This window comes from Streptomyces sp. NPDC026538, assembly GCF_055567535.1.
Genome location: NZ_JBVHQG010000013.1, coordinates 187,487 through 208,172, shown reverse-complemented (window position 1 = coordinate 208,172; position 20,686 = coordinate 187,487). Strand labels below are relative to the sequence as shown.

Annotated in this window: 15 protein-coding genes; 8 read left to right on the top strand and 7 right to left on the bottom strand. The window is 72.4% G+C overall.

The annotated features are described in order from the left end of the window. The first annotated feature begins 4 nt into the window (after positions 1 to 4). Positions 5 to 670, top strand: a complete 666-nt coding sequence (locus ACZ4N4_RS39225; RefSeq protein ID WP_467598000.1) for a nucleoside/nucleotide kinase family protein — start codon at positions 5 to 7, stop codon at positions 668 to 670. A 102-nt stretch (positions 671 to 772) separates the two neighbouring features. Here ACZ4N4_RS39225 and ACZ4N4_RS39220 read toward each other — a convergent pair whose 3' ends face one another. The 6 genes from ACZ4N4_RS39220 to ACZ4N4_RS39195 all read right to left on the bottom strand — a co-directional run bounded on the left by ACZ4N4_RS39220 (position 773) and on the right by ACZ4N4_RS39195 (position 9,029). Continuing rightward, on the bottom strand, positions 773 to 2,590 hold the full coding sequence (locus ACZ4N4_RS39220) for a hypothetical protein (protein ID WP_467597997.1): 1,818 nt from the start codon (positions 2,588 to 2,590) through the stop codon (positions 773 to 775). Between the two features lie 15 nt (positions 2,591 to 2,605). Beyond that, a complete protein-coding gene (locus ACZ4N4_RS39215) occupies positions 2,606 to 4,360 on the bottom strand; it encodes a hypothetical protein (protein ID WP_467597994.1) in 1,755 nt (584 codons plus the stop codon). A gap of 2 nt (positions 4,361 to 4,362) precedes the next feature. After that, positions 4,363 to 5,265, bottom strand: a complete 903-nt coding sequence (locus ACZ4N4_RS39210) for a carbohydrate ABC transporter permease (protein WP_467597991.1) — start codon at positions 5,263 to 5,265, stop codon at positions 4,363 to 4,365. Next, positions 5,262 to 6,173 carry a carbohydrate ABC transporter permease gene (locus ACZ4N4_RS39205; RefSeq protein WP_467597988.1) on the bottom strand — a complete coding sequence of 304 codons (912 nt, stop codon included), beginning with the start codon at positions 6,171 to 6,173 and terminating at the stop codon, positions 5,262 to 5,264. Before ACZ4N4_RS39205 ends, ACZ4N4_RS39210 begins: the two co-directional genes overlap by 4 nt. A gap of 119 nt (positions 6,174 to 6,292) precedes the next feature. Next, complete coding sequence (locus tag ACZ4N4_RS39200; protein ID WP_467597986.1) at positions 6,293 to 7,621, bottom strand: ABC transporter substrate-binding protein; 1,329 nt, start codon at positions 7,619 to 7,621, stop codon at positions 6,293 to 6,295. Positions 7,622 to 7,895: 274 nt separating this feature from the next. Then, positions 7,896 to 9,029 (bottom strand): ROK family transcriptional regulator, encoded by a 1,134-nt coding sequence (locus ACZ4N4_RS39195; protein ID WP_453566863.1) that lies wholly within the window; start codon positions 9,027 to 9,029, stop codon positions 7,896 to 7,898. Between the two features lie 324 nt (positions 9,030 to 9,353). Between ACZ4N4_RS39195 and ACZ4N4_RS39190 the strand changes: the two genes are divergently transcribed. From ACZ4N4_RS39190 to ACZ4N4_RS39165, 6 genes are all read left to right on the top strand, one after another. Continuing rightward, entirely contained in the window at positions 9,354 to 10,262 is a 909-nt protein-coding gene (locus ACZ4N4_RS39190; protein ID WP_467597983.1) for a BadF/BadG/BcrA/BcrD ATPase family protein, read from the top strand. Between the two features lie 276 nt (positions 10,263 to 10,538). After that, a complete protein-coding gene (locus ACZ4N4_RS39185; protein WP_467597980.1) occupies positions 10,539 to 12,467 on the top strand; it encodes a phosphatase PAP2 family protein in 1,929 nt (642 codons plus the stop codon). A 93-nt stretch (positions 12,468 to 12,560) separates the two neighbouring features. Continuing rightward, positions 12,561 to 14,243 carry an ArnT family glycosyltransferase gene (locus tag ACZ4N4_RS39180; RefSeq protein WP_467597977.1) on the top strand — a complete coding sequence of 561 codons (1,683 nt, stop codon included), beginning with the start codon at positions 12,561 to 12,563 and terminating at the stop codon, positions 14,241 to 14,243. 134 nt (positions 14,244 to 14,377) lie between these two features. Beyond that, positions 14,378 to 15,301, top strand: a complete 924-nt coding sequence (locus tag ACZ4N4_RS39175) for a MurR/RpiR family transcriptional regulator (protein WP_453566869.1) — start codon at positions 14,378 to 14,380, stop codon at positions 15,299 to 15,301. A gap of 432 nt (positions 15,302 to 15,733) precedes the next feature. Further along, a complete protein-coding gene (locus tag ACZ4N4_RS39170) occupies positions 15,734 to 16,117 on the top strand; it encodes a hypothetical protein (protein ID WP_467597974.1) in 384 nt (127 codons plus the stop codon). 95 nt (positions 16,118 to 16,212) lie between these two features. Further along, positions 16,213 to 18,579 carry a SpoIIE family protein phosphatase gene (locus ACZ4N4_RS39165; protein WP_467597972.1) on the top strand — a complete coding sequence of 789 codons (2,367 nt, stop codon included), beginning with the start codon at positions 16,213 to 16,215 and terminating at the stop codon, positions 18,577 to 18,579. Between the two features lie 339 nt (positions 18,580 to 18,918). Here ACZ4N4_RS39165 and ACZ4N4_RS39160 read toward each other — a convergent pair whose 3' ends face one another. Beyond that, complete coding sequence (locus ACZ4N4_RS39160; protein ID WP_467597970.1) at positions 18,919 to 19,725, bottom strand: peptidoglycan-binding protein; 807 nt, start codon at positions 19,723 to 19,725, stop codon at positions 18,919 to 18,921. Between the two features lie 174 nt (positions 19,726 to 19,899). Between ACZ4N4_RS39160 and ACZ4N4_RS39155 the strand changes: the two genes are divergently transcribed. Then, positions 19,900 to 20,643 carry a TetR family transcriptional regulator gene (locus ACZ4N4_RS39155; RefSeq protein ID WP_467597967.1) on the top strand — a complete coding sequence of 248 codons (744 nt, stop codon included), beginning with the start codon at positions 19,900 to 19,902 and terminating at the stop codon, positions 20,641 to 20,643. Positions 20,644 to 20,686 lie beyond the last annotated feature (43 nt).

Sequence of the window (20,686 nt, the reverse complement as noted above, 5' to 3'; positions counted from 1 at the left end):
TTGCGTGCCGCTGACTTTCGACGACCTCCTCGACCGGGCCCGTTCACTCACCGGACGCGGTCCGCGCGCGATCCTCGGCATCGCGGGCAGCCCCGGCGCCGGCAAGACCACGCTCGCCGAGCATCTGGTGCGCGAGCTGAACGGCTCCGGCGAGCCGTGGGTGGCGCAGGTGCCCATGGACGGCTTCCATCTGGCCGACGTCGAACTGGACCGGCTGGGGCTGCGGGACCGCAAGGGCGCGCCCGCGACCTTCGACGCGGCCGGGTACGCGGCGCTGCTGCGGCGGCTGCGCGAGGACACCGGCGAGGTGGTGTACGCGCCGGGCTTCGAGCGGGTCCTCGAGCAGCCGCTGGCGGGCGCGATCCCGGTACCGCCGACGGCCCGGCTGGTGGTGACGGAGGGCAACTACCTGCTGCTGGCGGAGGGTCCGTGGGGGCGGGTGCGGGCCGCCCTGGACGAGGTGTGGTTCTGCGAGATCGACGAGGCCGAGCGGATACGGCGGCTGGTCGCCCGGCACGAGGAGTTCGGCAAGGGGCACGCGCAGGCGGTGGCCTGGGTGGCGGGCACCGACCAGCGCAACGCCGACCTGGTCGCGGCGACCCGGGACCGGGCGGACCTGGTGGTCCCGGACACGGCGCTGCTTCGAGCGCGGTTCGGCAGCGCCCCGTAAGGGGCGCTGGGGGTCCCCCCACCGAAGGGTGGGGGAGGAACTGCGCGACCAGCCACCACGGCGCGGCAGCCGAACGACGGCACGGCACTTGCCGCGGAGCGCTCAGCAGCCGGTGAGGGCGAGCCCGGGATCACCGTGGGCGTCCTCGGTCTCGATGACGGCCGTGAACGCCTCGGTGCGCACGGTCAGGTCGCCCTCGAACGACGGCGTGAAGTCTCCGCCGGGCCCGTACCGTACGGCGAACACGTGCAGGTGCGGCGGTGCGCCCGGCGCCGGTTCGGCCTCGTACGCCGTGGAGGCGACCAGGTGGCGCCAGCCCTCGTCCGGGTTGCCGTAGCCGCGCGGGTCGGCGGCGAGTGCGAACGCGGCCTGCTCCTGGGTGAGTTCGGCACGCGCGTCGAAGTGGTCGGCGCCCTGCTGTGCGGGATGGGTGAGGCGCAGCGCGCCCGCGGCGGCGATCTCGCCCTCGGCGACGCGACGCACCCGGTCGCCGTCGTCCGCCGCGTACGGCAGCCCGGCCAGCAGGTACGGCGTCCCGGCCAGGCGCTCGACGGCCACCGTCACCCACAGCCGGGCGCCGTCCGTGACGTACAGGGAGCGCACGTGGCGCAGTACGTGGTCGCGGCCCACGACCGGCTTGCTGACCAGCTTGGCGGCCAGGCCGTCGGCGCGCAGGTCCCGGACCCGGACCTCGCCCATCGGCCGGCAGTACAGGAAGCCGTCCAGGACCGGGCCGAAGCCGTGCTGCCGGTTCACCGCCGCCGGGAGGTGGTAGGTGCCGGCCGCCTCGATCAGTGCCGGGGTCATCCGCTGGTCGAAGGCCACCGAGACGGTGCCCGCGCGGAGTTGGTGGCGGGCCGGGAGGGTCGAGGGGGTGCGGTGCCAGGGCGTGGTGTCCTGGATCTGCCAGACCAGCATCCACGCGAAGTGCCCGTCGACACCGCCGTCCGCCTTGACCGCGTGCCGGCCCCAGTTGGTGTCGCCCCGGTAGCGGCCCAGGTCGGAGCCGATCCGGGCGCTGAAGTAGCGCAGCCCCAGGACGGACTCGAAGCCGGAGTGCTGTTCGCTGTAGCGGGGGCCGCCGTTGTCGAAGCCGCCACCCGGCAGGCGGGCGTCGAGGTAGCGGGCGAGCGCGTCGCCGTCCTCCGCGAACATCGCCTCGCCGCTGATCCGGTGGGCCTGGGCGAGGAAGGACAGGGAGATCGGGCCGTAGTTGTTGTCGTAGGCGCCGCCGTGCTCGGGGGGCAGCAGGGCGCCCCGGTCCAGGACGCGGTGGGCGCGGATCCTGTCGGTGTACAGGGCCAGCGCCCGCTCGCGGACCTGCTCGCCTTCTCCGGCGGGAAGGTGGCGGGCCAGCATCAGCCCGCCGACCACGCACCCGATCGCCTGGTTGCCGGCCTCCTGCGGGTTGAAGAAGGTGGCCTCGGTGAGCCAGCGCCAGTAGCCGCGGCCCACCTCGGTCAGCGCGGTGCGCTGTGCGTCGTCGACCAGGCCGTCCGCGAGGTCGAGGACGTTGACGGCCTGCAGCAGCGCCCACACCGTGCTGGGCCAGTCCCCGATCGGGTGCGCGCCCGGCGCCAGGACGTAACGGGCGTACGGGAGGCCGGAGTCGCGGGCCGTCAGGTTGGGGTATCCGGGGTTGTCCTCGGTGTAGACCCGCTCGCGCAGGTGGAAGGCGAGGCTGCGGCGCACGGCCTCGGGCAGCCGCGGGTCCTTGGCGCGCTGCCAGGCGAGGGCCAGCAGTGAGGTGACGCCGAGGGAGGTGTCGCCGATGTCGTCGTCGGCGTCGGGGTGTTCGAGGTTGCCCTCGGGCGTGAGGCGGGCCAGGGCCTGCTCCACGACGTCGGCGAGGACCGCGTCGTACGCCTCGGGGGTGGACGGCAGGTCGTGCAGCGGGCCGAGCTGGCGCGGCAGGTGCATGGGTGGATCAGCCCTTCATGCCGGAGGAGGCCATGGCGTGGTGCGTCGGGGTCGGACGGCAGGCGAGGGACGGCGGGCGCGCAGTGCGACGGTCAGTGTCTGCGGGCCGTGTCCACCGATGTAGACGCGGTTCCCGGTGGTCGCGTCGGTGCCGCCCAGCACGGTGTGGTCCTGACCCGGGTCGTACCGTAGTACGTCGCTCCGGTCCGGCCCGGCGAGCGGTTCGCCTGCCTCGACGTCGGCCTCGACCCGGATCTCGTCGTCACCGACCCGGTAGGTCATCGGCCCGGTCGTCAGGCACCAGCGTCCGTCGCCGATCGGTTCGGCGCCCTCCGGCACGCCGCCGGGCCGGAAGGTCAGTTCGAGGGCCCAGGGCACCCGTGGTCCGCCGATGTCGATCCGTAGGTCGGCACCGTCCTCCCGCAGCTCGGCTTCGACGCGGGTCGCGTGGGAGACCTCGTCCCGGGGCCGGTCCTGGAAGGCCATCGCGGCCGAGAAGCGTCCCTCGTCCGCGACACGGTAGGCGCCGTCGTCCCGTCGCCGGTCGGGCGGGAGCGGCTGGTAGTAGGCGGCCGTGAGGGTTTCGGTGAGCCGGTACCGGCTGCCTGCGAGCTGTTCCATGCCGGCGGCGCGGAACGGGCCCAGGTCGAAGAATCCCCGTGAGAGGCGGACCGCGTCGAGGACGGCGTCACCGGCGAACAGACGCAGGAAGGTGGGATTGCAGGCGAGGCCCGAGCGGATGCGCCGGTGTTCCGGCACGTCCGAGCCGCCGTACAGGACGCTGTGCGCGGTGGCGGAGGCGCGTGCGGCGAGGCGCGCCGTGGTGAGGTAGCGGGCGCGGGGAAGGGGTTCCGGTGCCGGTGCCGGCAGCACGCGGCACAGGTCGGGGGTGAGGATGGTCTCGGCGAGCAGGCCGGGGTCGTCGATGCCGTCGGCGGCCGCCAGCCGCGCCGCGCGGCTGAAGTCGCGTCGGCCGGAGCGGATCGCGAGCAGCCGGTAGTGCGCCAGGTAGGGCGCCAGCGGGAACGGGTGGTTCTGGTCCTGCCGTCGCGAGTGGACGGTCTCCACCGTGCCGTCCGGTCTGATGAGGTCCAGGGTCGCGGTGAGGTTGCGTTCGACGGCGTCCCACAGGTCGGTACGGCCGAGGACGTCGGCGAGGAGCAGCAGCGACGGGTTGGACACGTGAGCCGCGTAGTTGGCGCTGCGCTCCGAGTACAGGCCCTCCGCGTCGATGTCGACGCCCTCCGCGAGCCACCCGTCGATGCGGTCGGGCAGCCGGCTGTCCGGGAACGACCGGTGCAGCCGGGCCAGCGCCGCGCACAGCTCCCAGCGGTGGTTCGGGGTGTGCACCCCACCGGTCAGGAGGGCGCCGGAGGCGGCGCCGGCGATCTCGGCGAGCGCGCCGGTGACGTCGCGGAGTTCCGGCCCCGCGCCCGCGGCGAGGATGTGCGCGTCGCACACGTCGTTGACGGTGAACGCGGAGTCCGGCGGTGACTGCACGTTGTCGCCGCCGGCGAAGAGGCCGGTGCTGGTCTGCGCGGCCCGCAGGGCACGGAGGTGGGTCGTCGCGGCGGCGACGGCCTGCCCGCTGCCGTGCAGTGCCGAGTCCGTGGAACGGTACGCCGCGACCAGAGTCCTCACCCGGCGTGCCAGGGCGCGGTGGGTCACACCGGCGGGTTCCTCGTCGGGACCGGCCGCCAGCGGGACGGCCAGCCGGTCGGCCGCGCCGGCCGCCGCGCGGACGAACTCGTGGTCGAGCGGGGTGGGCACGGTCAGTCCTTCAGTCCGGCGTTGATGTCGGCGCCCATGACGTAGCGCTGGAAGACCAGGAAGATGACGATCAGCGGGATCATGGAGATGACCGAGGCGCCGAGCAGGACCGACCAGTTGATGTTCTGCGCGCCGACGATGCTCTGGATGCCGATCTGCACGGTGAACTTGTTGGGGTCGTTCAGCATCAGCAGCGGCCAGATGTAGTCGTTCCACCGCCACTGGAAGGACAGGATGGCGAGGGTCAGCATGATGGGCCGGGAGAGCGGCACCATGATCCGCAGGAAGATCGACAGTTCGCGGGCGCCGTCGATGCGGGCGGCTTCCACGAGTTCGTCGGGGACCGTCAGGAAGAACTGGCGGAACATGAAGCATCCGGTCGCGGTGAGCACGGCCGGGAGGATGATGCCGGCGAACGAGTTGTAGAGGCCGAGGTTGCGCACCACCAGGAACTCGGGGGCGAGCATGACCTCGCCCGGCAGCATCGTGGTGGCCAGGATGCAGATGAAGAACGCCTTGAGCCATCTGTTGTCGTACTTGGCCAGCGCGTACCCGGTGCAGCAGCTGACGCCCACCGTCAGGATCGTCGTGATGACGCACACGATGGTCGTGTTGACGAAGTACTGGGAGAAGTTGGCACTGCGCCACGCCTCGAAGTACCCCGACAGGGTGGGGTGGTGCGGAACCAGCGTCAGCGGATAGGAGAACAGATCCCCGGCCGGTTTGAGGGAGCTGAGGATGAACCACAGCACCGGCAGCCCGTAGAGGCACGCCAGGATCCACAGCAGGGTCGTCGCGGGTACCGCCCGCCGGAGCCCACCCGTGCTCGCACCGCGGGGCCGCTTTTTGGAAACGGCCCGTCCGGGGCCGGCGTCGACCGGGCGTGTCGTGTCTGTGGTTGTCATCGGTTCTCCACCCGCCGGTTGACAATCAGCTGGATGATCGCGACGGCCATCAGGATGAGCATGAGCACGAACGACGCGGCGCTCGCGTAGCCGATCTGGCCCCGTTGGAAGCCGGTCTGATAGATGTACTGGACAAGCAGGTTGTTCGACGTTCCGGGTCCGCCGTTGTTGAGGGAGACGAACACCGGGTATTCCTTCATCGCGTTGATCGTGTTGAGCAGGATCACGATGAACGAGGTGGGCGCGATGCTCGGCAGCGTGATGCTGACGAACTGGCGCCAGGGGCCGGCGCCGTCGAGCGAGGCCGCCTCGTAGTAGGACACCGGCACGTTCTTGATCGCCGCGATGAACAGCAGCATCGAGAAGCCCGTCCAGGCCCAGGATGCCGCGAACACCACCACCAGCAGCGACAGGTCCGCGTTCGACTGCCACGGAACGGCGGACCCGCCGAACTTCTCGATGACGTAGTTGACCAGACCGAAGTTCTCGCCGAACAGCCACCGCCACAGGACACCCACGACGATGGGCGACAGCAGCCACGGGATGAAGAAGATGACACGGGCGACGGACGCCCCCTTGGCGTGCTTGCTCACCAGCAGGTTGGCGGCGAGCAGTGAGAGCGCGAAGTTCAGGGGAACGAAGAGGACGGCGTACAGCAGCGTGCGGGTCAGCGCGTCGTAGAAGGCGGAGTCACCGAACAAGTTGTGGTAGTTGTCCAGTCCGACGAACTGGAACGCACCCACGCCCGTGTAGTTCGTGAAGGAATAGACGAGCCCGATCACCGCCGGCCACACGAAGAACAGCGCGAAGAGCACGACATTGGCCGCGATGAGGACGAGCGGCGCGAGAATGTAGGTGCTGCGTCTCCTGGGCGGCCTCACGGACATGTCCGCGGCGCTTTTTGTCATCTTCCTGACTTCCGTGCTGGTGGATGGATTGCTGCGGGCTCACGCCGTGAGCCCGGCCTCACGTGGGCACCCAGGGTCCGGGCGGCGGCGTCTCGAGCGCGCCGCCCGGGCCGCCTGGCCTACGACCCGCCGCCGACCTGCTGGTTGTAGCCGTCCACGATGTTGTCCAGGGCCTTGTCGACCGACTGCTGGCCGTTGATCGCCTTGCCCAGCTCCGTCTTGGTCGGGTCGGTGGCGAGGCTCTTGCCCTTCAGCACCCAGTTCGTCTGCGCGCCGTTGAAGTAACCCGAGATCGGGGCGTAGAGCGGGATCTCCTCGTTGTACAGCTTGAACGCCGACTGCGCCGCCTCGGAGGTGAAGGGGTACTTCGGGCTCAGACCGCTCTCGACCGGGAGGAACCCGGAGGTCTCGACCAGCTCGGTGTACTGCTTCGGCTCGTACACCCAGGACAGGAACTTCTGCGCGGCGGTGGCCGCGGCGCCGTTGTTGTTGAAGCCCACCATCATGCCGCCGCTGTTGACGTCACTGGCCTGCACCGGCTGGGCGGGGGTCGGGACGCTCGCCCAGTCGAACTTCTTGATGCTGTCGGCGAAGGAGGCGACCTGCCACACGCCGGACCAGTAGGCGACCACGTCACCGCTCTGGAACATGGCCGACGGGTCGGCGCCACTGGTCCACACCGACTTGGGCATGGTCTTGTCGTCGTTCAGTCCGACGAAGTACTTGACGGCCGTCTTGGTCGCGGCGTCCACCGAGAACTTGCCGGAGGAGTCCGCGTGGACGTACTGGCCGCCCATCTCGTACACCATCGCGCGGAGCCGGGACGGCGACTGGTCGAACGTGAGGGAGTACTTGGCGCCGGTCTTCTCCCGGACCTTGTTCGCCGCCGCGATGAACTCGGTCCAGGTCCAGGTCTTCTGGGGCGACGTCGGGACGGCGACGCCGGCCTTCTTGAACAGCGTCTCGTTGATGAACAGGCCGGACGCGGTGACGTCCGAGGGGATGGACAGCACCTTCCCGGACGAGTCCTTGGCGAGGAAGTTGGCGTTGATCTTGTTGGTCTTGTCGCCGGCGATGGAGCTGAGGTCGATCAGCTTGTTCGACCAGATCGGGTCAAGCGCCGGCACGTCCGCCACGTCGGGCAGCGAGTTCGCCTGCGCGGCGTTGTGCAGCTTCGTCGGGTAGCCGTCGTAGGGGATGTTGACGAGCTTGACGTCGACGCCGGCTTCCTTCTTGTACTGCGCCACCAGCTTCTTCCAGCCCGCGTCCTGGCCCGGAACCGTGGAGATCCAGAACGTCAGCGACTTGGAGGTCCCGCCCGAGCCGGATCCCGACCCGCAGGCGGAGAGCAGCAGGGCTCCTGCCGTGGCCACGGCAGCGAGAGGAGCCAGACGGCGTATGCCGCCGCGGCCGAGTCGGCGAGAGCGCCGCACACCCACACTGGTCATCTTCAATCCCTTTTCGTCGTAGCGGAAGAAGCACGGCGCCAGCCGAGGCGGCACGGGTGCATTTTGCGGGAGATTTCGCTTTCCGGGGGCACGGCCTCGCCCGGCCGTGTCGCCTTGACGGGTGGGGTCCCCGGCCATGACGGCCGGCGTCGCACAAGCACGCCCTCGTGCGGCTGCCGTACTTCGCGTACGGGCTGAAGGCTCACCCGGAGTCGGCGTCCCGGCCGACTTAGAAAGCGCTTGTCCGGACATTGGCAGACCGATCAGGAAGCCGTCAATCCTTCACCTGCACGCCTTCGGTCACGTTTTGGACTCCCTTGGCCACGGCGAGCCGGGCGGCACCCACTACCGTACCGAGATCGCCGATCTGGCTGCTGACCACCTCGGTGGGCCAGCTCAGCCGCCCCAGCTCGGCCCGCACCCCGGGCAGGAGCTGGGGATACGCGCCGGTACTGCCGCCGAGCACGATCAGCCCCGGATCCAGCACGGCCGCCACCGCGGCGGCCAGCCGGCCCACGTCGGCGGCGTGCCGGGCGACCAGTCCGCGGGCGGGCTCCCGGCCCTCGGCGGCCAGCGCGAAGAGCCCCTCGGCGGTCCGGGGGCGCGGGCCGTCACCGGGCCGCCAGGCCGCGGCGGCCCGGCGCAGCAGGGCCTGCGAGCCGACGTACGCCTCCAGGGCCTCCTGACGGGGCTCTCGGTCGTCGTCCCAGGGGTAGGGCAGCCGGGCCAGCTCACCGGCCGCGCCGTTGGCGCCGCGCAGCACCTGGCCGCCGATGACGATGCCCAGACCGATACCGACGCCGATCCGCAGGTAGCCGAAGGTGCGGTGGCCCCGGGCGGCGCCCTCGTGGAGTTCGGCGAGGGCGGCACAGTTCACGTTGTTCTCCAGGTGGACCGGCACTCCCGGCGGCAGGGCGACCGAGACCGCGTCGAAGACGGGGCCGGCCTTGGCGGTCGCGGGGCGCATCCCGGTGCCCGCCAGGTCGGGGGCGGTGACGTCACCGATGGCGACGACGATGGCCCGCAGCGGGGCGCCCGCCGGCAGCGCGGCCAGGGCCTCGCGGACGGCGTCGGCGGCGCGGTGGCGGGGCGTGTCCGCCTCGGCGAGCAGGGTGCCGTCCAGGGCACAGCCGCGCACCCGCGTGCGGGCCGGCCCCAGGTCGACGGCGAGGACCGAGCCGGAGGCGGGCCCGAGGCCGTAGACGGCGGCGGAGCGGCCGGTGCCGCCGGACGCGGTGCCGGAGTGGGTGGCCAGCCGGGCCCCCTCCAGCTCCGCGACGGCGGCGGAGACCGTCGGCTTGGACAGGCCGGCGAGGCTCGCGAGCTGCGGCCGGGTGGCGCTGCCGGCCTGGGCCAGCACGGCGAAGACCGCACCGGCGCTCTCGGTGAGCCGGGGGGCCTCAGTCACGACGTGTTCCACAGTTCCCCCATGGGTCAGGGGCCGCGCTCCCCCGGGTGTCGCGGGATGCGGCGATGCGGTGCCCTTGTGCCGCGCGGTTCTGGCCTCGACAGCGTCCCGTTGATCGAGTCCGCGGCAACTCTTGACGCACTGTACTTCGTTAGTTAACTTCCTAACGAAGTACACGGTACTCGCCTGCCGTGCTCCGCAAGAAGCCCGTCCCGGGGCTTCCCGACTTACTCAACTCCTGTTCGGCCAGGCACGGTTCGCTCACCGTCGCAGCACAGTGCCAGGCTCTTCGGCGCTGTTCGCCCAGACGACGAAAGAGGATCCGTGCAGGACACCACTCCCTCTTCCCCACTCGTGATCGGCATCGACGTGGGGGGCACCAAGACCCATCTCCGCGCACTCACCGGCGCGGACCTGGTCGCCGATCACGTCCGTTTGAGCAGCGGCTGGCGGCCGCACGACCCGGCCGCCGCCGCCCGCTGGCTGACCGCGCTGGTCCACGAGGCCCTGCCGGCCGGCACCCGCCCCGCCGCCCTGGCCGTCGGCGGGCACGCCTGTGAGACACCCCGCCAGTGCGCCCGGATCACCGCCGCGCTGCGCGACTTCCACGAGATACCCGTCCTCGTCGTGGGCGACGCGGAACTCCTCGTCCCCGCCACGGGCCTGGACAAGGGCGTCGGCCTGGTCGCCGGCACCGGTTCGGTGGCCGTCGGACGGCACGCCGACGGCAGCCCCGTGCAGGTCGGCGGCTGGGGCGCGGTCCTCGGCGACGAGGGCGGCGCCGCCGGACTGGTCCGGGACGCCGCCCGCGCCGTCTGGGCCGCACACGACCGCGGCGAGGCACCCGACGCCCTCGCGACCGGACTCGTCGCCGCCTTCGGGGTGGCCGAAGTACCCGCACTCGGCGCCGCGCTGGAGGGCGCCGACGACGTCTCCGCCGAGTGGGGCCGGCACGCCCCGGTGCTTTTCACCGCGGCCGACGCGGGCTCCCGGCTCGCCGCCGACGTGATAGCCGACGGCGGCCGCGCCCTCGCCGGCCTCGTGGTCCGGCTCGCCGCACGCGGTCTCGCCGTGGACGACGTGGTGGTCGCGGGCGGCACGATCCTCTCCCAGCCACGCCTGTACGACGCCTTCGCGGCCGCGCTCGCCGAGGCCGTGCCCGGGGCGCGGCCACAGCCGTTGCGACTCCCGCCGGTCGAGGGCGCGGTGGCGCTGGCACGTTCGATCCTGTGAGAAACCCGTCCGCAGCCCGTCCGGTCCCGCACGCCTGGACCACGGGCTGTTCGACGCTGCGAACGCGCAGGTCCAGGCCCGTTCCTCCGGTGGACCACCGGGCTGCCGTTCAACTCCGGGTCATGTGACGGTCGTCCGACCATGACCGCCGGGACACGAACTCGCCCTAGAACTGCGCTCGTTCAACCCTTTTCCCACGCGAACCCACACGCTCACGCGTATCTGGAGCATCAGCCGTCCGCGTGAACTCCCCCAGAACTCAAGAGAGGGACACCCATGCCGTCACCTGCCGGGCACCACACCTCCTCACCGGCCCGTGGACTCGCCGTCGGCCGACGGGGATTCCTGAAGACCTCGCTCGGCGCCTCGGCGGGTGTGCTGGCTGCCCCGACGTTCGCCGGCTGGCTCGCCGCCGCGGACGCCAAGGCCGCGACCGCTCTCGCGTTCGTCGACGACTACAAGACGAACATCAGCACCAACCTGACCGCCGACACCAACGCGGTGGTGCGCATCCTCGGCGGCTTCGCGCGGATATGGAAGACCGGTTCCGCCTGGAACACCGGTAGCGTGCTGCGCGCGGACATCCTGCGCGACAACATGCGGTACTGCGCCAAGATCACGCGCAGGCGCTCCGTCGCCGAGGCGAAGAAGGCGTTCGTCTACGACCGCCAGCACCAGAGCTACGCGATGATCGCTGGCCTCGGCCCGCTGGCGGACCTGTACAAGGCCGGTTCGCTCGCGGTCACCTCGATCACCAGCGCCCCCGACGGGACGCCCGCGACCACGATCAACGACGCCGTCCCGGCCGACGCCCCGGCGGGCTCCGCGCTCGGCGCCGGCTCGCACGACTCGGCGCTCGGCAAGGTCGCCGAACTGGTCGACACCGTGCGCGGGAACTACGCCTCCGGCAACCCCTCCAAGTACGCCTACCAGTACCCGCGCCCCTGGCGCATGAACGAGGACAGCGAGGTCGTCGACACCGGCAGGACCGACGCCTACGGCTTCCCGGTCTACGACTCCGAGGTGGCCGTCGCCCCGCAGCTGCTGCGCCAGCGCAGCACCTCCCCGGTCGACGACGGCGGCTTCCCCTCCGGCCACACCAACGCATTCCATCTGGCGGGTCTCGCCTACGCCTACGCGGTGCCGGAGCGCTTCCAGGAGCTGGTCACCCGCGCCCTGGAGCTCAGCGACACCCGCATCATCGCCGGCATGCACAACACGGTCGACGTGATCGGCGGCCGCATCATGGCCACCGCCCTGGCCGCCGCGACCCTCGCCGACCCGGCCAACGCCGCCCTCAAGGCGGCCGCCCGCGCCCAGGCCCTCGCCTACTTCGAGGCGCGGACCGGCGCCACCGCCGACACCCTGTACGCCTACGCCCACTCGGCCGGCCCCGCCGCCGACCCGTACGCCGACCGGGCGGCCAACGAGCGCGCGGCCACCCCCCGGCTGACGTACATCCTGCGGCGGCAGGGCGGCGAGCCGCTCACCGTGCCCAAGGGCGCCGAGGTGCTCCTGGAGACCCGCCAGCCCTACCTCACCGCCGACCAGCGCCGGGAGGTGCTGCGCACCACCGCCCTGCCCGCCGGCTACGCGCTGCTGGACGGCGTCGAGCAGTGGGGCCGCCTCGACCTGTTCGCCGCGGCGGACGGCTACGGCGCCTTCGACACGGACGTCACGGTCACCCTGGACGCGGCGGCCGGCGGCTTCTCGGCGGCCGACAGCTGGCGCCACGACATCGACGGCCACGGCGGTCTGACCAAGCAGGGCACCGGCACGCTGACGCTGACCGGCGGCAACGGCTACCGCGGCGGCACCGTGGTGGCCGGGGGCACCCTGGTGGCCGCCTCGGACGAGGCGCTGGGCCGCGGCGACGTCCGGATCGAGGCCGGCACCCTGCGGGTGGCCGCGGAACTGTTCCTGCGGGGGACGTACACGCAGGGCGCGGGCACCCTGGAGGTGACGCTCGGCACGGGCCGTAAGGCGCCGCTCCAGGTCAAGCACCTGGCCGTGCTCGGCAAGGGCAGCAAGCTGTCCCTGGAGCTCGACACCGAGCACCCGCCGGCCGCGGGCCGCACCCTCCCGGTGCTCGACGCTCCGCGGCTGCGCGGACAGTTCGACCACATCGAGCTGAACTCCGACAAGCTGCGGGCCGTACCCGTGTACACGGCAGACGGTCTGTCGGTACGACTCGTGAAGCGGTGACGCGCCCGGTGACGGGAGCGATGCGAGAGTGGGACCCATGATCCCGCTCCTGGTCGCTCCCGTCACCGCGGGCCCGGCGTCCCCGCGGGGCGGATGATGGCAAGCGAACAGCAGTCGGTCCTCGATCCCGGCGCCCTCGGTGACCCCGCACCCGCTCCCCGGCCGGCCCCCGCGGCCCGGCTGACCGCCGCCCTGCGCGCCCGACGCCGGTGGCTGGTGCCGGTCCTCGTGGGGCTGCTGCTCGCCCAGATGGCGGTCGCGATGGTGACCAGCGCCGTCCAGCAGACGCCCACCATCGACGAGCCGGTCTACGTGGCCGCGGCCACCGACTACCTCCACGAGCACCGGCTGCGCTACAACCCCGAGCACCCGCCGCTCGGCAAGCTCGTCGTCATGGCCGGGATCGCGGTCGCCGACCCGCACTACGACCCGTCGTACCAGGGCGACCAGGGGCAGGTGGGCCGGCATCTGCTGTACGCCTCGGGCAACGACCCCTGGCGGCTGATGCTGTGGGCCCGGCTGCCGGTGATCGCGCTGACGCTGCTGTTCGCCGTGGTGGTCTTCGCCTTCGCCCGCGAGGTCCTCGGCACCGCCGCCGGGCTCCTCGCGCTCACCCTGTACTGCTTCTCCCCCGACCTGATCGCGCACGGCTCGCTGGCCACCCTGGACGTGCCGTCGGCGGGGTTCGTGCTGACGTCCGTCTGGCTGCTGTGGCGGGCGCGGCGCCGCCCTGGGCTGTATCTGCCCCTCGCCGGGGCGGCGTTGGGCGCGGCGGTGGCGACGAAGATGAGCGCGCTGCCCGCGCTGCCGCTGCTGCCCGCGCTGGCGGTGCTGTCGGTGTGGCGCCCCGGCCGGGTGCGGCGCGCGGTCACGGCGGCGGCGGTGGTGACGGTGACCGCGGTCGCCGTCGTGTGGCTGTCCTATCTGGCCGTCGATCCCCGGCTGCGGTCCGTGTCCGCGGTGCCGGTCCCGGCGATCCACGGTCCGCGGGGCCTGCTGATCGACCTGATGCCCTTTCCGCACGCCTACCGGGACGGCATGCGCCTGCAGTTCGGCCTGGAGGACTATCCCTGGCAGGGCTATCTGTTCGGGCACCTCTACACCGGCTCCCGCTGGTACTACCTGCCGGCCGCCCTCCTGGTGAAGACCCCGCTGGGCATGCTGGCGCTGTGGGCGGCCGGCGCGGTCGCGGTGGTGGCGGTACGGCGGCTGCGGCCGGCCGCGCCGTACGTGCTGCTGCCGCCGGCCGTGCTGCTGGTCTCGGCGATGACCGGGTCGCGGGACTTCGGGACGCGGTACGCGCTGTTCATGCCGATGTTCCTGGCGGTGGGCGGCGCTGCGGTGCCGGCGGTGCGGTGGCGGTGGTCGCGGCCGGTGGGCGGGGCGCTGCTGCTGTTCGTGGCGGTGAGTTCGCTGCGGACGTTCCCGTTCTATCTGCCGTACTCCAACGAAGCGTTCGGCGGTCCGGCGAAGACGCATCTGCGGCTGCACGACTCCAACGTGGACTGGGGCCAGGACCTGGGCCGGCTCGCCGACCGGCTGCGGGAGCGCTACCCGGGCGAGCGGATCTGGCTGGTCTACAAGGGCAGTGGCATCCCCTCCTACTACGGCATCCACGCCACCGATCCCCGCACGGTGCCGTCCCGCGAGGTGCACGGGCTGCTGGTGGTCTCGGACTCGTCGGTCGCCAAGGCACGGGGCCGGCTGGCCGCGCTGATCGACAGCAGCCGTGCCGTCGACGACGTCGGGCATTCCATCACCGTCTACCGGCGGTGACCGCCGGAACCCCGGTGCCTGCCTCGCACGTTGTGCGTTCGGCCGCCGGAGCGGTCGGACGGTCGGCACAACCCCTGGTCACCACGGTCCGTGAGCTATGTTGAGTCCTCGTGGGAGACAAAGGAGGCGCTTCGGTGCCATCGCCGCAGCAGGCTCGCGCCCAGGCATCCGCGATCACCTCGGGCAAGACGGTGCCGGAGGCGGAGGCCGCGCCCACCTCCCAGCTCCGCGAACTCTTCGACGGTCCCCGGCTCTCCCCCGGCCAGCGGCGCATCGCCCAGTACCTGATCGACCACATCACCGAGGCGGCCTTTCTGTCGATCACCGACCTCGCCGAGCGGGTGGGGGTCAGCCAGCCGTCGGTGACCCGGTTCGCGGGCGCGGTCGGCTTCAGCGGGTACCCGGCGCTGCGCGAGCGGCTCCAGTCGATCGCGCTGCGCACCCTGGCGGGCGGCACCGGAGCCGCCACCGAGCACCGCAGCAACGAACTCCAGGCGGCCGTGGACGCCGAGATCGAGAACCTGGAGAACCTGCGCCGGGACTTCGCCGACCCGGACCGGGTGATCTGGATCGGCCGCGAGCTGTCCCAGTCTTCCCCGCTGACCGTGCTCGGGCTGCGCATCTCCGTCTCGCTGGCGGAGTACTTCGCCTACGCCGCCCGCCGTATCCATCCCGACGTACGGCTGGTGACCCGTGGCGGGAGCGTGGCCTACGACGCGCTGCTGCAGTCGCGGGAGGCGGGCGGCACCTGGGTGCTGGCGTTCGGGATGCCGCGGCACGCGCAGGAGACGCTCACCGCGATCCAGGTGGCGCGGACCGCGGGTCTGCGGGTCGCGCTCGTGACCGACCAGGCGCTCGGCGCCCTGGCCGACGAGGCCGACGTCACCTTCAGCACCGGGATCGGGTCCCGCCTGGTCTTCGACACCTATGCGGCGCCCGGCCTGATGGCCGCCGCCCTGCTCCAGGCCATGACGGACGCCGACCCCGAGCGCACCCAGGCACGCCTGGAGGAGTACGAGCACGTCGCCGAGCAGCACCAGTTCTTCCTCAAGGACTGACCCCCGGGGTCCGGCGCACCGGCCGCCCCTCCCCCTTGCCGCCGCAGGAGCCCGTAGCGGGACCATTCACCGCATTTCACGCATGAATGTTTTCATACGTCTTGCAAACCGGTCGGCATATATAAATACTGCTCACGGACCAACCCGGCACCCTCCGGGCACGTTCCGCACCGAGGACGCACCGCTCGCACCCGCCCCGAGAAAGCCGACGGACCGCCCATGCGCACGCAGCACCACCCGCAGTGCCGGCGGCCGACGCCCGGGGTCCCTGCACGGACGCCCCCAGCCGCCGTCTCCTACCCGCGTCGGCGCCCGGGGTGTTCGAACGGGCATCGCCTGCGCGATTCGCCCGCGGCGGCTCCGGCCATCCCCTAGGCCGGAGCCGCCCAGACATCCGTCGACCACCCTTCCCGACGCCGCACCCCGGAAGCGATGATCATGACCCTGACGACGACCACCCGCATCAGTCCCGACTGGCCATGCCAGGTCAAGACGCCGGGCAGTTACGACTGGGAGCGCTCCGCCACCAAGTGGCTGCGAGAGCTGGTGCCGGCCCGCTACGCCAGCTACCCGGCGCTGATCCGGCACCCCGTGCTACTCGCCCGGCACGCGCAGATACAGGTCCAGCACGAGATCCGGGTCGCCCGCACGGCACTGCAGACCGCACGGGCCGAACTGCCTCCGCTGGGGCTGCCCGAGTCGGTCATCGAGCACACCATCAAGCTGTACGCGGCGGAGGTGCTGCAACTCCAGCACATCGCGCGCAGCGTCCGTGCGGTCACCGAGGCGCTCGTCGGGCACAGTACCGGCCGCTGACGGTTGCGCTCCGAGTCCGCTTGGAGGATGCACAGCTCCTGCACCGATCGGGCACGGGTGTGATCGGATGCCCCTTCCTGTGCCATGCTCGATCCGTGACGAGCGAGCAAGCGCCGGCGGTCGGCACCGGGTCCGGCGCCGAGCCGGCGGCCCTGGCCAAGGTGGTGTCACGGCAGCGCGCCGAGCTGGACCGGCTGCGGGACCAGGCGGCCGCCTCCGCCGTGGTGGAGCGGGCCACGGGCGCCCTGATGGCCACCACGGGCTGCTCCCCCGACGCCGCGCACGAGGCGCTGGCGCAGCGAGCCCGGGCCGGGAACCGCACGCTGCTGGAGGAGTGCTGGCTCACCCTCGGCGCCCTGATGCCCGCCGCGCCCCCGGCCGCCGGTCCCGTCACCGAACTGCCCGCCCCGGTGGAACCCCGCAGGACGCCCGCCCCGCTCGGCACCGCCGAGACGCTCGGCCGCCTCGGCAAGGCCCTGGTGCACGTCGGCTCCCCGCAGGAACTGGCCGGCGCGCTGCTGGACCAGCTGGCGCCCGGGACCGGCGCCGACGCGGTACTGCTGTACCGGCGACTGCCCGGCCAGGGACTCGAACTCATCGGGTACGCCGGTGTCGACGCGGCGCTCGCCGCCCGGTGGCGCCGGGTGCCGCCACTCAACGGGTTCGCCCCGCTGGAGAGCCTCAAGACCGGTGCGCCCCTGTGGCTGGAACACTTCACCCGGGACCGGCAGGACTACCAGCTCATCGACGAGCCGCCCGGTCGCTGGCTGTCCCGGGCCTGGCTGCCGGTCACGGCCGGGGACGCGGCCGGTGTGACCCTCGGTGTGCTGCGCCGGCACGGAGCGGTCTTCGATCCCGCGGAACGCGAGCTGCTGCGGGCCGTCGCCCGGCTGTGCGCGGGCCGGCTCACCTCTCTCGGCGCCCCGGCCGAACCGCCGGCCTCGGACTTCTCCCGGACGGTGCAGACGGTGCTGGACGCGCTGCCCGGCGCGGCGGTCCTGCTGACCCCGCTGCGCACCGCCATCGGGGAGGTCGAGGACTACCGCATCGAGGCGGCCACCCCGAACGCCGTCGACATCCTGGGCCGCACCGGCCGCGAGCTGGTCGGCGCGCACATCCTGGAGAGCTATCCCTCCGTCGCCGGGGAGTCGCTGTGGCAGGGGTATCTCAAGGCGCTCGACGGAGAGCCGTACGAGGGTGAGCCCTTCGTCCACGAGGAGGCCGTCGCGGGCACGACCGTGCGGGGCGCCTACTCGGTACGGGCCGTGCGGCTCGGCGACGGGCTGCTGGTGACCTGGCTGCGGCACGACATGGAGGGGCGCCAGGAACAGCGCCTGGCGGACATGCAGCGGCTGGGCAACCTCGGCTGGGCGAACTGGAACCTGATCACCCGTCAGGTCAACTGGTCGTCGCAGGTGTACACGATCCTGGGCCGCGACCCGGGACGCGGCGCGGTCGCGCTCGACCTGCTGCCGGACCTGGTGCTGCCCGAGGACGCCCACGCGCTGGCCCGCGCGGTCGCCGAACTCGCCCGCAACGGCGGGTCGTTCGACGTCCCGTTCCGCATCAGGACCGGCAACACGGTACGGCATCTGCGCGCCGTCGCAGAGGGGGTGACCGCTGCGGACGGCATGGTCGTCGAGGTGCACGGCTTCGTCCAGGACCTCACCGCGCAGCGCAGTGCCGAACTCGCCCTGGTGGACAGCGAGCGGGCGATCCTGATGCAGCGCGGCATCCTGGAGGCAGAGCGCGCGCTGGCCACCCGGCTCCAGCACGCGCTGCTCCCGCTGCCCAGCGGGCCGGTGCGGCTGTGCGGACTGCGGGTCGAGGTCGCCTATCTGCCCGCGCAGGCGGGGGTGCACGTCGGCGGCGACTGGTTCAGCGCCATCGAACTCCCCGACGACTCAGCGCTGTTCGTCGTCGGCGACGTGGCGGGCCACGGTGTCGACGCCGTCGCGACGATGGCCCAGCTCCGGTTCACCGCCAAGGGCATGGTGACCACCGGCTCCTCGCTGACCGGTGCGCTCGCCCGGCTGAACTTCCTCCTCCTGCACTCGCGCGACAGCCAGTCCACCGCGACCCTCGTCCTCGCCCATTACCAGCCCGCCGAGCGCCGGCTCGTCTGGGCCCAGGCGGGTCATCTGCCGCCACTGCTGGTGCGCGCGGGCGAGGTCCGGCGGCTCGACCGCCCCGACGGCATACTGCTCGGGGCCTCGGCGGACCCGGTCTACGAGTCCGCCGAGTTCCAGCTGGAGCCCGGGGACCGGCTGCTGATGTACACCGACGGCCTGGTGGAGCGGCTAGGCGAGGACCTCGACCTGGGCCTGGCCCGCCTGGCCGAGGCCGTCCGCACCTCCGAACCCGAGTCCCTGGACGCGCTGCTCGCCGCGATGCTGGAGGGCGAACGGCGGGACGACGTGTGCGTGCTGGACATCCGGGTGCCGGTGGCGGACGAGGAGTAGCGGAGCGGCCGCGGCCGTCGGTCGTCGTCGGGGCGCCGCCAGGGCCGGAACAGGCCCACCACCAGTACCGGAACAGACCCACTGCCAGGGCCGGCAGGAACACGGCGGGCAGCAGCAGACCCGGGATGCGGGAGCCGTTCATCGGCGTGGCCTTCGGGGTCGTACGGCGTGGCCGTCGGGCTCGTACGGGCGGAGCGCGGCGGCACGAGGCCACCATTGGCTGCTCGTGGTGACGCCCGCTCCTCGCACGATCCCGGCGCTTTCCCGATCCGTTGCCCGGCGTTGGAAGACACCGGCCGGAACGGCCGGCGGGATCGCCCACCGGCCGTTCGGCGCCGGTCAGCCGTCGGTCGGGCTGGTGCGCGACTCCAGGGCACGGCGGGTGTCGTCGCCGTACACGCCCCGCTCGTCGCCGCTGATGCCGTACCAGACCTGGAAGCGTTCCACGGCCGCGGTGAGGGCGGCGTCGTACGTTCCGCCGGTGGAGCCGTCTCGGTAGACGTCGGGGATGCGCAGCAGGCGCTGCTCCAGGTCGACGACCTCGGGGCCGGTGTCGCCCGCGCGGAGGGTGCCGGCGCCGTCGGGGTCGGTGGCGGTGTCCGACGCGGGCGGGGTGGTGGCCGGTGACGTGGTGGTGGACGGGGAGGGCTGGGCCGCCGCGGCGGTGCCCTCACGGCCGGGCAGCAGGAGTGCGCAGCCGAAGCCGACCAGGGCGGCCGCGCCGACGGCCACCACGGCGGCGGCCCGGCGCAGTCCCGGGCCGAAACCGAAGGCGCGGGAGGAGCGGGCGCCGTGGCCGCCCCGTCCGGTGCGCGGGCCGTCGACGACCGGCGGCAGCTCCTGGGTCTCGTCCTCCGTGCCGGCGTCGGGCCATGGTTCCCCGTCGAAGGCCTCGAAGCCCGCCGGACCCGGCTGTTTCCCGGCCTGTTTCCGGGGCTGCTTTCCGGACTGTTTCCCGGTCTGGTTCCCGGATTGCTTGCCGGTCTGGTTCCCGGCCTCTCTCGCCTTCTCGTCGGCCTCCGCCTCCTCCCGGATCTCGCGCATCAGCTCCGCGAGAGCGTCGAGTCGGCGGGGGCGCAGGACCCGGACCGGTTCCAGGATCGGCCCGCGGTGCGGTTGCTCAGGGTCGGGCGGTGTCGACAACACTGCTCTCCTTCCACGTCCCGTGCGCACGGGTGTCCTCGATCCCCGGGAACACATACGGCAGGACCGGTCCACCGGTTCAGCCCGGGCCGGACCGGTGGCGGAGGAGTGCACTCAGTTCCCCACCGGGTGTGCACTGAGTGCCATGAGGTGCGGTGGAGTGCTACGTTCGCGTCCATGAGCTCCAGCAGCACCGCGCCACACGCGAAGCCGCCCATGCGGGACGCCCTGGTCGCGGCGGCGTTCCGGCTCTTCCTGGAGCGCGGCTACGAGCAGACGACCGTCGACGACATCGTCGCCCTGGCCGGGGTCGGACGGCGCTCGTTCTTCCGGTACTTCCCCTCCAAGGAGGACGTGGTCTTCCCCGACCACGAGGGCTGCCTGGCCGACATGACCGCCTTCCTGGCGGCGAGCGACCCGGAGTGCGAGCCGGTGCGGCGGGTGTGCGACGCGGCGCGGCTGGTGCTGCGGATGTACGCGGAGAACCCGACGTTCTCGGTGCAGCGCTACCGGCTGACCAAGAAGGTCCCGGGACTGCGCGCGTACGAGCTGTCGGTGGTGTGGCGCTACGAGCGCGCGCTGGCCGAGTATCTGCGGGGCCGGTACGCCGGCCGCCCGGACGGGACACTGCGGGCGGACGTGATCGCGGCGGCCGTGGTCGCGGCGCACAACAACGCGCTGCGCTCCTGGCTGCGTTCGGACGGCGAGGGCGACGCGGCGGCGACGGTCGACCACGCCCTCGGGTACGTGCAGACCGCGTTCGGCACCGCGGCCGCCGGGCCCGCCGCGGGCGGTGAGCCGGCCGCGCTGTTCGGCGCGCCGGTGGAGCATCCGGACGACGTGGTCGTCCTGGTCTCCCGGCGGGACGCCCCGCTGTGGCGGGTGGTGCAGGAGATCGAGACCGCGTTCGGCCGTGCCTGACGGCCCTGGCATCCGCTGACCCTCGCAGAATCCCCGCAATTTT